Source organism: Cellulomonas sp. NTE-D12 (assembly GCF_027923705.1).
In the GTDB taxonomy this organism is placed as follows: domain Bacteria; phylum Actinomycetota; class Actinomycetes; order Actinomycetales; family Cellulomonadaceae; genus Cellulomonas.
Genome location: NZ_AP026442.1, coordinates 2,702,118 through 2,715,751, shown reverse-complemented (window position 1 = coordinate 2,715,751; position 13,634 = coordinate 2,702,118). Strand labels below are relative to the sequence as shown.

Below are 13,634 nucleotides of genomic sequence, written 5' to 3'. Positions count from 1 at the left end.
GGACGGGGTCGTGGGGGGTCAGCCCGGGTAGGGCGCCCTCGGCCGTGCGTAGTTGACCCACACCAGGACGGTGCAGATCGCGAAGTAGACGGTCGCGCCGATGAAGAACGACTTCGGCGTGACGGCGGTGAGCGAGACGCCGACGAAGAACGGTCCGAAGGACGCGATCGCGGCGGTCCAGCCGATCACGCCGCCCGCCTGGCGGGGCGGCAGGATCATCGGCATCTGCTTGAAGGTGCCGGCGTTGGCGATGCCGGTGAAGAAGAACATCACCAGCATCGCGAACAGGAACGGCCAGAAGTCGCGCGGCGACCGCGGTGAGAGGTAGACCGCGGCCACAGCCGCCGAGATCACCATCCCGACGCCGCCGACGAAGGTCCAGATCGCCCCGCCGAACCGGTCGCACAGCGGTCCCCACATCGCCCGCACCAGCGAGCCGATCAGCGGTGCGAGGAAGGCGAACGTGCCGCCCAGCGGCAGGGTGGAGGCGGCGTAGTGCCCGCCGGTGGCGAACGGCGAGTCCTTGCCGAACGTGTTGTTGATGATCAGGGCCAGCTGGGCGGCGAACCCGGAGAACGCCCCGAAGGTCATGATGTAGACGGCGGTCAGCACCCAGGTGTTGCGGTTGCCGAAGATGTCGATCTGCTGGCGGAAGTTCGCCTTGATCGGCACGTCCCGCAGCAGCCAGAACGCCAGGATCGAGGCCAGCACCGTCCAGGGCACCAGCACGATCGCCGCGTTGTAGACGTTGAGCACGTGCCCGCTGCGCGCGTGCTGGGTGCCCACCATCTGCAGCCCGAACAGCCCGAAGCCCATCACCCACGGGCCGAGGAACTGGATCAGCGAGACGCCGAAGTTGCCGAGCCCGGCCTGCAGGCCGAGGGCGGTGCCGGCCAGCCGTTTGGGGAAGAAGTACCCGGTGGACGGCATGTAGCCGGAGAAGCAGCCGCCGCCGATGCCGGTCAGCGCGGCGAGCACCAGCAGCCACCAGTACGGGGTCTTCGGGTTGCCCACGGCCGAGAACCAGCCGAGCATCGGGACCACCAGCAGGAGCGAGGTGATGCCCACCAGCTTGCGCGTGCCCAGCACCGGCGGCAGGAACATGTAGACGAGCCGGATCAGGCCGCCGGACAGGCCGGGGATCGCCACGAGCCAGTACAGCTGCGGCTTGGTCAGCGTGAAGCCGACCTCGTTCAGCTTGGGCGCGACGGCGCTGACCAGGTACCAGACGCAGAAGGCGATCAGCAGCGAGTACGTGGTCACCGCCAGCGTCCGCCAGGCGACCTTGCTGTCCCAGTGCTTCTCGTCCTCGGGGTTCCAGCCCTCGAGAACCCTGCCTGAGGTGGCCAGCTGAGCCACGCGATCCTCCTCGATCCGCCGCGATCCGTGCGGGGGGAACTTACTACGGGTGTGGCTGTGAAAATATCCTGTCCGCAGGTCGTCGCGCCACGTCCGGCGTGTCGCGGTGCCGACCGACCGTGCGTGCGTCGCGGCGGACCTCGTCGTCCGCGGCACGTGTGCTCCGTCCAGCCCGTCGCAGAGCAAGTGGGAGAGACATGGTCTACGTGATCGCCGAGCCGTGCATCGACGTCAAGGACCGCGCGTGCGTCGCGGAGTGCCCCGTCGACTGCATCTACGAAGGTGGCCGGTCGCTGTACATCCACCCCGACGAGTGCGTGGACTGCGGCGCCTGCGAACCCGTCTGCCCCGTGCTCGCGATCTACTACGAGGACGACCTGCCGGCCGACTGGCAGGTCTACCAGGACGACAACGCCCGGTTCTTCGCCGAGCCGCTGCCGGGACGGGCGGCGCCGCTCGGGTCGCCCGGCGGTGCGTCGCGGACGGGTCCGACCGGGGTGGACACCCCGTTGGTCGCGGGATTCGAGAGGAGGCGCGGATGAGCGCACGACGAGGGACGACGGGACGTGGCACGACGGCGCGCGCCCGGTCCGGACGGGCCGCCGCACGCGCCGTCCCGGTGGCCACCGCGGTCGGCCTTCTGCTGACGGCCTGCGCCGCCGGCCCTGGCACCGGAGCGCCCGCCGGCACCGCCTCCGGCGCGCCCACCGGGTCGGCGTCGAGCCGGGCCCCGCTGACCGGCCAGCTCGTCGTGTTCGCGGCCGCCTCGCTGCAGCAGACGTTCACCGCCCTGGGTGACCGGCTGATGGCCCAGAACCCCGGCCTGCACATCATCTTCAGCTTCGGTGCGTCGTCCACGCTGGCGCAGCAGCTGGAGCAGGGCGCCCCGGCCGACGTCTTCGCCTCCGCCAACCCCGCGACGATGAAGGCGGCCTCCGCCGTCACCGACCGGCCCGTCACCTTCGCGCACAACTCCCTGGAGATCGTCGTGCCGGCCGGCAACCCCGGTCACGTCACCGGCCTGGCGGACTTCGCCAAGCCGCAGCTGAAGATCGCCCTGTGCGCCGTCGAGGTGCCGTGCGGGTCGGCCGCCGCGACCGCGTTCGCCGCCGCCGGAATCACGCCGGCGCCGGACACCTACGAGAAGGACGTGACCGCGACGCTCACCAAGGCGGTCCTCGGTGAGGTCGACGCGGCGCTGGTGTACCGGACCGACGTGCGGTCCGCGGGCGACAAGGTGCAGGGCATCGACTTCCCGCAGGCGTCCGCCGCCCGCAACGACTACCCGATCGCCACCGTCGCCGGCGCCCGCAACCATGCGGCGGCCCAGGCGTTCGTCGACCTGGTGCTGTCCGCCCAGGGCCAGAAGGTGCTCACCGACGCGGGGTTCGACGCGGCCTGAGAGAGTTCAGGCAGGTCGGCGCCGCCGGCCGGGCACCGCCCGAGAGAGGGGACCCGTGGTGGGGCGCGTCCGACGTCACCGACGCAGCCGTCCGCCCGTGCTGCTGCTGGCGCTCGCCGCCGTCGCCGTGCTGTTCCTCGTCGGACCCTTCGTCGCCCTGCTGGTCACCGCCCCGTGGAGCCGGCTCGGCGGCCTGATCGCCTCCGGCCCGGTGCTGCAGGCGTTGTGGCTCTCGTTGCGCACCGCGACGGCCGCCACGGTGCTGTGCCTGCTGCTCGGCGTGCCCCTCGCCTGGGTGCTGGCCCGGACCGCGCTGCCGGGCCGCGGGCTGCTGCGTGCCGTGACCACCATGCCGCTGGTGCTCCCGCCGGTGGTCGGCGGCGTGGCGCTGCTGACGCTGCTGGGCCGCCGCGGCCTGCTGGGGCGGCACCTGGACGCCTGGTTCGGCATCACGGTGCCGTTCACGTCCACGGCGGTGGTGATCGCCGAGGCGTTCGTCGCGCTGCCGTTCCTGGTGCTGGCGGTGGACGGCGCGCTGCGCAGCGCCGACGAGCAGTACGAGCAGGCGGCCGCGACGCTCGGCGCGACCCGCTGGTACACGTTCCGGCGCATCACGCTGCCGCTGGTGGCGCCCGGCGTGCTGGCGGGTGCGGTGCTGTGCTTCGCGCGGGCGCTCGGCGAGTTCGGGGCCACCATCACCTTCGCCGGCAACTACCCGGGCACCACGCGCACCATGCCGCTGGCGATCTACCTGGCGATGGAGCAGGACCCGGCGCAGGCCGTCGCCCTGTCGCTGGTGCTGATCGGCGTCTCGCTCGCGGTGCTGATCGGCCTGCGCACGCGGTGGCTCTCGGCACTCACCGGTGGTCCGTCATGAGGCTGGAGGCGCGGGTCGTGGTGCGCCGGCCGGCGTTCACGCTCGACCTGACGCTGACCGTGCAGCCGGGGGAGACGGTCGCGCTGGTGGGCCCGAACGGTGCGGGTAAGTCGACGTTCCTGCAGGCGGTCGCCGGGCTGGTGCCGCTCGACGACGGGCACGTCCGGCTCGGCGGCCACCTGCTGGACGACGTGGCCGGCGGCGTGCACGTGCCCACCGAGCTGCGCCGCTGCGGGCTGGTGTTCCAGCACCACCGGGTGTTCCCGCACCTGTCGGCGCTGGAGAACGTCGCCTTCGGGCTGCGTGCCCAGGGCGTGCCGCGTCCGGAGGCCCACGAGCAGGCTCGGCAGTGGCTCGACAGGGTCGGCATGCTGCCCCACGCCGGCCGGAGCGCGGCCCGGCTGTCCGGTGGGCAGGCGCAGGCCGTCGCCCTCGCTCGCACCCTGGCCGCCGAACCGGACGTGCTGCTGCTGGACGAGCCGTTCGCGGCGCTCGACGAGGCCGCGCGGCCGCTGCTGCAGGAGGTGGTCCGCCGGCACGCGTTGGACGGTGAGCGTCCGGTAGTGCTGGTGACCCACGAGCCGGCGGACGCCCGTGCGCTGGCGGACCGGGTGGTGCCGATGGTCGCAGGACGGGTCGCGGCGACGACCTGACGGGTCCCTCGCCCGGCCCGTCCTGGTCGGGCGTCCAACTTCACCCCGCGATTACCTGGGCACATGTCCAAGATCACATGGGCGACTCCTATACGGGCCCCGGTATCGGCCGATCGGTCGACCAAGTGTCGGAAGGTCCGCCGCCCGAAGGGAGCTCGCCATGTCCACCGTCGTGCCTCCGGCACCCCGCTCGCTGCTCAAGCGGCTGACCGCCGACTCGTCCATCGCCCTGAAGATCGGGCTGTGCCTGGCTCTGCTGGTGCTCGTTGCGGCCGGGCTGACCGGCCTGTCGGTGCAGCGCATGAACTCCCTGAACGTGGAGTCCGGGCGGCTGTACGACAGCACGACGGTGCCGCTGACGGCGATGATCGACATCCAGCAGCAGTTCGCCGGGGACCGGGTCCGCAACGCGGAGGTGCCCGCCCTGAGCGGTGCTGATCTGACCGGGGTGATCTCGGAGCTGCAGGGCCGGTTCAAGGACACCCAGGCGCTGCTGACCAAGTACGAGCCGATGGCGTCGAGCCCCCAGAGCATCAAGGCGATCGAGACCGAGATGGCCGCATACCAGGCCGACTCCCAGAAGATGTTCGACCTGATGACCACCGGTGACCGCGCCGGCGCGCTCACCTACACGATGGGCGGGCTGCGGGACCAGGCCACAGCCGCGAACGCGGCGATCGCGGCGGAAGCGGCCGCGCTGACCAAGCTGGCCAAGTCTCTGCACGACACCGGGGCGGCGCAGGCGGCGTCGGCGATCCGGATCATGTGGATCGTCCTGGGCGTGGCGTCGGTGCTGGCGATCGTGCTGGGGATGGCGGTGCTGCGTGGGGTGCTGACGAAGGTCAACGCGGTCAAGGGTGCGCTGGAGGCGATGGCGGCCGGCGACCTGACCCGAGAGCTGCACCTGGACTCGCGTGACGAGCTGGGTCGGATGGCCGGGGCGTTGTCCGCGGCGCAGGGGTCGTTGCGGGGGACGTTGAGCGTGGTGGCCGAGACGGCGGCTGCGGTGGCGGCGGCGGCGGAGGAGCTGTCGGCGGCGTCGGGTCAGGTGGCGTCGGGGTCGGAGGAGACGAGCGTGCAGGCCGGGGTGGTGGCGGCGGCGGCGGAGCAGGTGAGCCGGAACGTGCAGGCGGTCGCGGCGGGTGCCGAGCAGATGGGGGCGAGCATCCGGGAGATCGCCCAGAGCGCGACGGAGGCGGCGAAGGTCGCTTCGCAGGCGACGGGGGTGGCGGCGGCGGCGAACGAGTCGGTGGGCCGGCTGGGGGAGTCCAGTGCGGAGATCGGCAACGTGGTCAAGCTGATCACGAGCATCGCGGAGCAGACGAACTTGTTGGCGTTGAACGCGACGATCGAGGCGGCCCGGGCTGGTGAGGCGGGCAAGGGGTTCGCGGTGGTGGCCGGGGAGGTCAAGGACCTGGCGCGGGAGACGGCCAAGGCGACGGAGGACATCGCTCGTCGGGTGGAGACGATCCAGGCGGACACGGCGGGGGCGGTGACCTCGATCGGGCAGATCGGCTCGATCGTGGCGGCGATCAACGATCACCAGATGACGATCGCCTCGGCGGTGGAGGAGCAGACCGCCACGACCAACGAGATGTCCCGGGGGGTGACCGAGGCCGCGACGGGGTCGGGGGAGATCGCGCAGAACATCACCGCGGTCGCCTCCGCGGCGTCCACGTCCTCCCAGGTGCTGGGGCAGATGGGCGACTCGGTCGCCGAGCTGGCCCGCCTCTCGGCCGACCTGCGCACCCGCGTCGCCGCCTTCACCGTCTGAGGTGTCCGCGGGACCGCTCCTCCCTCGGTGGAGGCCTCAGCCGTCGGAGGAGGAGTGGTCATCGGCCCCGTCGGGCGTGCCCTGGCTGACCGTCTGCTGCGGCACCCCGCCGGCGCACACCGCCGTCACCTTGGTCTCCGCGCCGGACTGCCGCAGCTCGACCTCCAGGTGGTCCGGGCCGGCGGCGCCCACCTCGACGGTCCACCCGTCGAGCGGTGTCGCGTAGAGCAGCGAGATGGCGGACCCGGTGCACGAGGCGGCAACGGTGCCTCCGGGCACCGTCCAGGTCCGTGCCACGGCGACCGGCGTCCGCGGCGGCGCGGGCGCGGGTGGCGGGGGGAGCGGCCGTGCGGTGGTGGTCGGTGTCGCCTCGGGTACGGCGGTCGGGGTGGCCACCGGTGGCGAGGCGGTCGGGGTGCCGGTGGGTGCGGGCCTCGCGGCTGTGGTCGCGGCCGCGCGGGCGGCTACCAGGGCCCGGTCCACCTCGGTGCGCGACAGCACACCGCTGCGGGAGGTCTCGGTGTCCAGCACGGCGACCGCGCGGCTGGCGATCACCCCGGTCACCGCGACGCCCAGCAGCCACCCGGACGCGGCGAGCGCGCCGACCCGCCGCGCCGCGGATCGTCCGGGGGCGCGCGGCGGCGTCGGCGGACCCGGACGCCGTCCGGTCCGGGGGCTGGTGCGCGGCACGGTCCATGGTGGCTCACCCGGGGGCCAAGGGAACGTTAAGGCGGGCGCAAGATCTGCGCGGCAGCGCCGCCGGACGGCCGTCACCGGCCGCCGATGGCCTAGGTTCCGGGGTGTGGCGGACGTGCTCATCATCGAGGACGACGCGACGATCCGGACGGCGCTGGTGCGGTCCCTGTCGGCGCGCGCGCACTCGACGATGACCGCACCGAACGCCCTGGAGGGCCTGCAGAGCCTGGTGGACCACCCGCCGGACGTGGTGCTGCTGGACCTGGGCCTGCCGGACCTGGACGGTGCCGCCCTGCTGGCGATGATCCGGGCAGTCTCCGACGTCCCGGTGATCGTGATCAGCGCGCGGGACGACGGGGCCGGGATCGTCGCCGTGCTCGACGCCGGCGCCGACGACTACCTGGTCAAGCCGTTCGCCGCGGACCAGCTCGAGGCGCGCATCCGGGCCGTCCTGAGACGGTCGGACCATGGCCGTCCGGCGGGCCCGCTGGTGGTGGGCGGGCTGGCGGTCGACGTGCGCTCCCGGACGGTGACCCTCGACGGCAGCCCGCTCGAGCTGAGCCCCAAGGAGTTCGACCTGCTGGCGTACCTCGCTGAGCACAGCGGCGAGGTGGTGGCCAAGCGCGAGCTGCTGGCGAAGGTGTGGAACCAGCCCTATGGCGGGGCGGACAAGACCGTGGACGTCCACCTGCACTGGCTGCGGCGCAAGCTCGGGGAGACCGCGGAGGAGCCGGTGTACCTGCACCGGGTGCGCGGGGTGGGCGTCAAGCTGGTGCCGCCGTCGTGAGAGGCCTCCTGGTGCGGTACGGCCTGGCGATGACGTCCGTCATGCTGGTCGCCTTCCTGGTGCCGCTCGGGTTGCTGGCGCGCTCGCTCGCCGCCGAGCGAGCGCTGGCCGGCGCGCGTCAGGACGCCCAGCAGGTGGCGATGTTCGCGGGGGTGGTCGCGCAGGACCCGGCCCGCCTGCAGGCGACCCTGCTCGCGGTCAACGCGGGTGCCCGACGCACCAGCGTGTTCCTGCCCGACGGCAGCGTCGCCGGAGCGCCGGCGTCCCGGAGCGCGGCCGTCGACCTCGCCGGGCTCGGCCGCGCGCTGACCGCCCGCACCGACGGCGGGGTCGAGGTGCTGCTGCCGGTCGGCGGGTCGGCCGGCACCGCGGTGGTGCGCACCTTCGTCCCGGAGGCCCTGCTCACCGCCGGTGTGCTGCGCGCGTGGAGCGTGCTCGCGCTGGTCGGCCTGGCGCTGCTGGCCGTCACGACGTTCGCCGGCGACCGGATCGCCGCGCGGCTGTCGCGCTCGGTGCGGGACCTGGCGGACGTCGCCGAGCGTCTCGGCTCCGGCGACCTGGCTTCCCGGGTGGTACCCAGCGGGCCCGCCGAGATCCAGTCGGTGGGTGCGGTGCTCAACGGCCTCGGCGACCGGGTCGCCGGCCTCCTCGCCGACGAGCGGGAGCTGGTCGCCGACCTCTCGCACCGGTTGCGCACGCCCATCACCGCGCTCCGCCTGGACGTCGACCTGCTCGCCGACCCCGCCGAGCGGGCACGGGTGGGCGCGCACGTCGACGGTCTGGTCGCCGCGGTCGACACCGTCATCCACGCGGCGCGCACGCACGACCCACGTGTCCCCGCGACCTGCGACGCGGCGGAGGTGGTCCGAGGCAGGGCGACGTTCTGGCGGGTGCTGGCGGTCCACCAGGGGCGTCCTCTGACGGTCGACCTGCCGCCCGGCCCGAGCACGGTCGGGGTGGACCCGGGCGAGCTCGGCGCCGCGCTCGACGTGCTGGTGGACAACGTGCTGCGGCACACGCCCGCCGGGACCGCGCTGGCGCTGACGGTGCACCGCGGGCCCGGCGTCGTCGTCGTCGCCGTGGCCGACGCCGGTCCGGGCCTGGCCGACGGCGCCCTCACGCAGCGCGGGCGCTCGGGGACGGGGTCCACGGGTCTCGGGGTCGACGTCGCGCGACGGACCGCCGAGCGCGCGGGCGGGCGGCTGGAGGTCGGACCGGGCCTCGACGGACGAGGTGCCCGGTTCGCCCTGATCCTCCCGTCGGAGTTAACCGAGTCTTAGCCGCCGGTTGCCGCGGACCTCACGCCGCCGCCCGCACGCTGCTCCTCGACGACGCCACCCGGGCCGTCGGACGAAGGAGGACCCTCATGCGCTGGACCGCTCGCACCGCTCTCGCCGGCACGGCGGGCGTCGCGCTCGTCGGCGCCGGTGTGCTCACCGCCGCCTACGCCGCCACCGGGTCGCCGCAGCCGGCCCCGTCGACCGTGGCACAGCCGAGCGCCGACCCTCAGGTGGTGGCGCTCACGCAGGAGGCGCACGACCTGCAGGACCAGCTGGCCGGGCTGCAGGCCGCGGTGGGGCAGCTGCCGGCGCCGGCCCCGGCGGTCGCCACCACGGCGCCCGCGCCGACCGAGGAAGCGCCCGCGCCTGCGTCCGCCGTCGTCTCGACGCCCGAGCGCGCGTCGACCGTGACGCACGAGCCGGCGGAGAGCGGCGACCACGAGGCACCCGAGCACGAGGGCCCCGGGTCCGATGACTGACCGCGCCCGGCAGGCCCGGCGGCTGGCCGCGTTGGGCCTGGTGCCGCTCGGCGTGGGCGGGTTCGGCGGCGGCGTCGCCTGGGCGGCGTCCCACGCGCCGGCCGCCGTGCCGACCGCACCGCCGGTGCCCGTGGCGTCCGCGACCCCGGACCCGCAGGTGGCGGCCGCCCTCGCGGCGATCCAGGACGCACGTGCCCGCATCGCGGCGCTCCAGGCGACCCTCGACCAGCAGGCGGCGGCCGCACGCACCGCAGCTGCTACGGCCCCCGCCCCCGCGCCCGCCAAGGCACCGGTGCGGCCGGCGGCACCGGTGCGCCCCGCCGCCCCGGCCCCCGCGCCGCCCGTGCACACCACCACCAAGGCGTCCTGATGGCGGTGACCGCCGGGTCGCACCAGCTGAGCACGGCGTTCCGGTCGATGGCCAGCGACGTGGAGGTGCGCGTCGTCGACCCCGGCCAGGACGCACCGCGGGCGGTCGAGGCGGCGTGCGCCGCGATCCGGTCGGTCGCCACGCACCTGACGCGGTTCGAGACGACGTCCGCGCTGTCCCGGCTCAACGCGCAGCCCTCCTCGTGGCACGTGGTGCCCGACGTCCTCGCCGAGGCGCTCGAGGAGGCCGAGCGCGCGCACCGCGCGACCGGCGGGCTGTTCGACCCGCGGGTGCTCGATCGGCTGGTTGCGTGGGGCTACGACCGCACGTTCGACCAGCTGGTCGGCGCGCCTGGCGCCGGAGCGTGGGACGCGCACCCGGAGTGGTCGGCGACGAAGGCGGCGTCCACGACCGTGCCCTCGGCCCTCCCCCCGATCGAGCCGGCGACCGGCCTGGCCGGCACGGCCGTTCCGGCCACCGTCCCCCCGATCAGCCCGACGTCCGGCACCGCGGCCCCCTGGCGGGTGGCGGTGCTCCCGGGAGAGGACGGCGCCGACCGTCGGCTCGTCCACCTGGACGGCTCCCCGATCGACCTCGGAGGGATCGGCAAGGGGCTCGCCGTGCGGCGCGCCGCGCGAGCGCTCGCGGGCGCCGGCACCGCCGTGCTCGTGGACGCCGGCGGCGACGAGTGGCTCGGCGGCGACGGACCGGAGGGCGACGGCTGGAAGGTCGGCGTCGAGGATCCGCACGGCGGGGTGGACCCGGTGCTGGTGCTCTCGCTGTCCGACCGGGCGTGCGCGACGTCCTCGATCCGCCGCCGGCGCTGGGCGGCGCCGGACGGCACACCCGTGCACCACCTGGTCGACCCCCGTACCGGCCGGCCGGGCGGCCCCGGCCTGGCGGCGGTCACGGTGGTGCACCGCGACCCGGTGTGGGCCGAGGTCTGGAGCAAGACGCTGTTCCTCGCCGGCGCCCTCGAGGTGGAGGCGCAGGCGCACGTGCGGGAGCTCGCGGCCGCCTGGGTGACGGACACCGGCGAGGTCCGCGTGTCGGTGGCGATGGAGCCCTACGTCGTCTGGCGTGCCGCGTGAACCGGCCGCCGGAGCCCGGCGCCGCGCTGCTGCGTGTCGCGACCGCCGCCCTCGTGGTGGCCACGGCGGTGAGCCTGGTCGCGGTCGGTCGGCTGGTGCTCGACGCGGCCGGCGGCCGCACCGCGCACTGGGTGCTCGGCCGCGCCGCCGGGCTGACGTCGTACGTGCTGCTGCTCCTGCTGGTGAGCACCGGGATCCTGCTGGCCCACCCCTGGGCCCGGCACCTGCGCCGGCCCTCCGCCCGGACTCGGCTGGCGCTGCACGCGAGCCTCGCCACGTTCACGCTCGCCTTCACCGTGCTGCACGTGGTGGTGCTGGCCACGGACCCGTGGGCGAAGGTGGGCTGGGTCGGCGCGCTGCTGCCGATGGCGGCGCGGTACCGACCGGTGCCCGTCAGCCTCGGCGTGATCGCCCTCTGGGCAGGGCTGGTCACCGGGCTGACCGCGCGGTTCGCGGGGCGCGTGGTCGGGCGGCTGTGGTGGCCGGTGCACAAGGTCGCGGCGGCGCTGCTCGGGCTCGTCTGGGCGCACAGCGTGCTGGCCGGCTCCGACGTCGTCGCCCTGCGCGGCTTCTACGTCGGCACGGGGTGCGCTGTCGTCGCCCTCGCGGTGACCCGCTACGCCGCCCGGACTCCGGCGGACGAGGTCGGCGAGCTCGCGCGGGACCTGCACCGGGTGCCGGCGCCCCGGCCTTCCCGCGCGCTGTGGGACGCCGCCGCCCGGCGTGACGGCGTTCAGCCCGACGCAGGTCTGCGGGACCAGCCGGCGCGGGACTCGGCTCCGACGCGCCCGATCCCCGTGGTGGGGCGCGGACCGTGGCGATGAGCGGCCTGCTGACGTTCCCGACGCTGCCTGCCGGCATTGTCGGGGCCCCGGCGGACGGGGCGCACCGCCTGCTGCTGCGGGACGTGCGGCTGCATCCCTCGGGGCCGGCCGACCCGCTGCACCCCGTCCCTGCGGAGCCTCTCTCGGTGCACCTCGACCGGCTGGGCCCCCGGCCGCTCGGCGACCCCGGGCTGGTCGACGTGCTCGAGCGTGCCGGCCTGACGGGGCACGGTGGCGCCCACGTGCCCGCCGCCCTGCGGTGGCGGGCGCTCGCGGCAGGGGTCGGACCGCTGACCGTCGTGGCCAACGGCGCGGAGAGCGAACCGGTGGCCGGCAAGGACGGCACCCTGCTGCGGCAGCGCCCGCACCTGGTGCTCGACGGCCTGATGCTCACCGCGGAGGCCCTGGGGGCCCAGCGCGCCGTCGTGTGGCTGCACGGTGACGACGACGGCGGGCGTCGGGCCGTCCTGGCCGCCCTCGACGAGCGGCGGTGGAGCGATGCGCGGCACCGTGTCGACGTGCTGATGGGTCCGGTGCACTACCTCGCCGGTGAGTCGAGCGCGATCGCCGGTGCCGTGCAGGGCGGCTCCGCGCTGCCGACCGTCCGCCGCCGGCCCCGCGACCCCCGGGCACCCCGGACGCTGGTCCACAACGTCGAGACCCTGGCGCGGCTGGCCCTGCTCGCCCGCGGTCACGCCCCGTCCACGACACGTCTGCTGTCGGTGCTCGGGACCGAGCGGGTGGTGGTCGAGGTGGAGCAGTCCACCACGTTCGGACAGCTGCTCGGCGGCCTCGGGTGGCCGTCCGCACCCGAGGCGGTGCTGCTCGGCGGGTACGGCGGCCTGTGGGCGCCCTGGGAGCGGCTGGCGCACCTGCCGTTGGACGAGCGCGCGCTGCGCGCCGACGGGCTGACGCTCGGCGCCGGAGTGGTGATGCCCCTGGCCCCGGGCGGGTGCGGGCTGCGCGCGACGGCGGACCTGGTCGACTACCTCGCCTCGATGAGCGCCCGTCAGTGCGGCCCGTGCCGACTGGGCCTGCCGGCGCTCGCCGACTCCTTCCGGGCGCTCGCCGACGGGCGCGGCGGCGGCGTCGGAGCGGTGCTCGACGACGCCGGGGTGGTGGAGGGCCGCGGCGCCTGCCACCACCCGGACGGTGCGACGCGGCTGGTCGCCTCCGCCGTCGCGACCTTCGAGGCGGACGTGGCGGCGCACCTCGCCGGCCGGTCCTGCGCCGACGGCTCGTCCCGGGCGGACGTGCCGGTGCCGGGGGTGCGCCGGTGAGCCGCGCCGCCACGACCGCCCTGCGGCTGCGCGTCGACCCGGTGGCCTGCGCCGGGGTTGGCCTGTGCGCGCAGCTCGCCGACCGGAGTGTCACCCTGGACCGCTGGGGCTACCCGGTGCTGGCCGGGGAGCTCGAGCCCGGTGCCGCGACGCGGCAGGCCCGGCGCGCCGTGCGGGCGTGCCCGCGCCGCGCCCTGTGGCTGGAGGACGCGGTCGCGGACCACTGACCCGCGGCGCTCCGGCATCATGAGCCGGTGACGACCAGCGGCCCGCCCGGCGAGGGCGACACCTTCTCCGCCGATGAGGTGCGCACGGCCCGGCTGCTGGTCGCGGCGCAGTTCGTCCTGCTGGGCCTGATCGCGTTCCTCCCGCGCGGCTGGGGCTGGTCCGTGCCGGCCTGGCTGCGCCTGCTCGGACTGCTCGGCGTGCTCGGCGGCGTCGTCGTCATGCTGCTCGGCGGGACAGCGCTCGGCCGCGGCCTGACCGCCGTGCCCATCCCCAACGAGCACGCGCAGCTGCGCACCGGGGGCTTGTACCGGGTGGTGCGGCACCCGATCTACACCGGGCTGCTGCTCGCCTCGGGCTCGTACGTCGTCGCCACCGGCAGCGGCTGGCGTGCGCTCGCGTTCGCGGGCCTGGTCGTCCTGCTCACCGTGAAGGCCCGGTGGGAGGAGGTCCGCCTGGCCCGCCGGTTCGCCGCCTACCCCGAGTACGCGGCCCGGACCCCCCGCTTCGTGCCGCGCTGGCCCCGCCGGTGACGGT

The 13,634-nt window shown here is 75.1% G+C and carries 16 protein-coding genes; 14 read left to right on the top strand and 2 right to left on the bottom strand.

What is annotated here, in order from left to right; all coding sequences use genetic code 11:
* Positions 1 to 18 precede the first annotated feature (18 nt).
* Positions 19 to 1,359: a nitrate/nitrite transporter gene (locus tag QMF98_RS12515; RefSeq protein ID WP_337973342.1), complete on the bottom strand. Its 1,341-nt coding sequence runs from the start codon at positions 1,357 to 1,359 to the stop codon at positions 19 to 21.
* A 197-nt stretch (positions 1,360 to 1,556) separates the two neighbouring features.
* On the opposite strand from QMF98_RS12515, the gene fdxA reads away from it, so the two are divergent.
* The 5 genes from fdxA (at position 1,557) to QMF98_RS12490 (ending at position 6,065) form a co-directional block, all read left to right on the top strand.
* Positions 1,557 to 1,901 carry a ferredoxin gene (fdxA, locus tag QMF98_RS12510; RefSeq protein WP_337973341.1) on the top strand — a complete coding sequence of 115 codons (345 nt, stop codon included), beginning with the start codon at positions 1,557 to 1,559 and terminating at the stop codon, positions 1,899 to 1,901.
* Complete coding sequence (modA, locus tag QMF98_RS12505; protein ID WP_337973340.1) at positions 1,898 to 2,761, top strand: molybdate ABC transporter substrate-binding protein; 864 nt, start codon at positions 1,898 to 1,900, stop codon at positions 2,759 to 2,761. Before fdxA ends, modA begins: the two co-directional genes overlap by 4 nt.
* 97 nt (positions 2,762 to 2,858) lie before the next feature.
* The gene (modB, locus tag QMF98_RS12500) at positions 2,859 to 3,638 is read left to right on the top strand and encodes a molybdate ABC transporter permease subunit (RefSeq protein ID WP_337973339.1); all 780 of its coding nucleotides are present in this window, start codon (positions 2,859 to 2,861) and stop codon (positions 3,636 to 3,638) included.
* On the top strand, positions 3,635 to 4,291 hold the full coding sequence (locus tag QMF98_RS12495; protein ID WP_337973338.1) for an ABC transporter ATP-binding protein: 657 nt from the start codon (positions 3,635 to 3,637) through the stop codon (positions 4,289 to 4,291). Before modB ends, QMF98_RS12495 begins: the two co-directional genes overlap by 4 nt.
* 160 nt (positions 4,292 to 4,451) lie before the next feature.
* Complete coding sequence (locus tag QMF98_RS12490) at positions 4,452 to 6,065, top strand: methyl-accepting chemotaxis protein (protein ID WP_337973337.1); 1,614 nt, start codon at positions 4,452 to 4,454, stop codon at positions 6,063 to 6,065.
* Between the two features lie 36 nt (positions 6,066 to 6,101).
* Here the strand turns inward: QMF98_RS12490 and QMF98_RS12485 are convergent, their stop codons facing one another.
* Positions 6,102 to 6,755 (bottom strand): hypothetical protein, encoded by a 654-nt coding sequence (locus QMF98_RS12485; protein ID WP_337973336.1) that lies wholly within the window; start codon positions 6,753 to 6,755, stop codon positions 6,102 to 6,104.
* Positions 6,756 to 6,867: 112 nt separating this feature from the next.
* Between QMF98_RS12485 and QMF98_RS12480 the strand changes: the two genes are divergently transcribed.
* The 9 genes from QMF98_RS12480 (at position 6,868) to QMF98_RS12440 (ending at position 13,630) form a co-directional block, all read left to right on the top strand.
* The gene (locus QMF98_RS12480) at positions 6,868 to 7,548 is read left to right on the top strand and encodes a response regulator transcription factor (protein ID WP_337973335.1); all 681 of its coding nucleotides are present in this window, start codon (positions 6,868 to 6,870) and stop codon (positions 7,546 to 7,548) included.
* Positions 7,545 to 8,828: a HAMP domain-containing sensor histidine kinase gene (locus tag QMF98_RS12475; protein ID WP_337973334.1), complete on the top strand. Its 1,284-nt coding sequence runs from the start codon at positions 7,545 to 7,547 to the stop codon at positions 8,826 to 8,828. The genes QMF98_RS12480 and QMF98_RS12475 overlap by 4 nt, the downstream gene beginning before the upstream one ends.
* Before the next feature lie 86 nt (positions 8,829 to 8,914).
* Positions 8,915 to 9,307, top strand: coding sequence for a hypothetical protein (locus tag QMF98_RS12470; RefSeq protein WP_337973333.1), 393 nt, complete (start codon positions 8,915 to 8,917; stop codon positions 9,305 to 9,307).
* The gene (locus QMF98_RS12465) at positions 9,300 to 9,677 is read left to right on the top strand and encodes a hypothetical protein (protein WP_337973332.1); all 378 of its coding nucleotides are present in this window, start codon (positions 9,300 to 9,302) and stop codon (positions 9,675 to 9,677) included. The genes QMF98_RS12470 and QMF98_RS12465 overlap by 8 nt, the downstream gene beginning before the upstream one ends.
* Positions 9,677 to 10,768: an FAD:protein FMN transferase gene (locus QMF98_RS12460; RefSeq protein WP_337973331.1), complete on the top strand. Its 1,092-nt coding sequence runs from the start codon at positions 9,677 to 9,679 to the stop codon at positions 10,766 to 10,768. Before QMF98_RS12465 ends, QMF98_RS12460 begins: the two co-directional genes overlap by 1 nt.
* Positions 10,765 to 11,592, top strand: coding sequence for a hypothetical protein (locus QMF98_RS12455; protein ID WP_337973330.1), 828 nt, complete (start codon positions 10,765 to 10,767; stop codon positions 11,590 to 11,592). The genes QMF98_RS12460 and QMF98_RS12455 overlap by 4 nt, the downstream gene beginning before the upstream one ends.
* Positions 11,589 to 12,872, top strand: a complete 1,284-nt coding sequence (locus tag QMF98_RS12450; RefSeq protein ID WP_337973329.1) for an NADH-ubiquinone oxidoreductase-F iron-sulfur binding region domain-containing protein — start codon at positions 11,589 to 11,591, stop codon at positions 12,870 to 12,872. Before QMF98_RS12455 ends, QMF98_RS12450 begins: the two co-directional genes overlap by 4 nt.
* The gene (locus QMF98_RS12445) at positions 12,869 to 13,099 is read left to right on the top strand and encodes a ferredoxin (protein WP_337973328.1); all 231 of its coding nucleotides are present in this window, start codon (positions 12,869 to 12,871) and stop codon (positions 13,097 to 13,099) included. The genes QMF98_RS12450 and QMF98_RS12445 overlap by 4 nt, the downstream gene beginning before the upstream one ends.
* 27 nt (positions 13,100 to 13,126) lie before the next feature.
* A complete protein-coding gene (locus QMF98_RS12440; protein ID WP_337973327.1) occupies positions 13,127 to 13,630 on the top strand; it encodes a methyltransferase family protein in 504 nt (167 codons plus the stop codon).
* Positions 13,631 to 13,634 lie beyond the last annotated feature (4 nt).

Coding starts and splice junctions, on each gene's coding strand:
- fdxA (WP_337973341.1), top strand. CDS start 1,557: ATGGTCTACGTGATCGCCGAGCCGTGCATCGACGTCAAGGACCGCGCG.
- modA (WP_337973340.1), top strand. CDS start 1,898: ATGAGCGCACGACGAGGGACGACGGGACGTGGCACGACGGCGCGCGCC.
- QMF98_RS12495 (WP_337973338.1), top strand. CDS start 3,635: ATGAGGCTGGAGGCGCGGGTCGTGGTGCGCCGGCCGGCGTTCACGCTC.
- QMF98_RS12490 (WP_337973337.1), top strand. CDS start 4,452: ATGTCCACCGTCGTGCCTCCGGCACCCCGCTCGCTGCTCAAGCGGCTG.
- QMF98_RS12470 (WP_337973333.1), top strand. CDS start 8,915: ATGCGCTGGACCGCTCGCACCGCTCTCGCCGGCACGGCGGGCGTCGCG.
- QMF98_RS12465 (WP_337973332.1), top strand. CDS start 9,300: ATGACTGACCGCGCCCGGCAGGCCCGGCGGCTGGCCGCGTTGGGCCTG.
- QMF98_RS12460 (WP_337973331.1), top strand. CDS start 9,677: ATGGCGGTGACCGCCGGGTCGCACCAGCTGAGCACGGCGTTCCGGTCG.
- QMF98_RS12450 (WP_337973329.1), top strand. CDS start 11,589: ATGAGCGGCCTGCTGACGTTCCCGACGCTGCCTGCCGGCATTGTCGGG.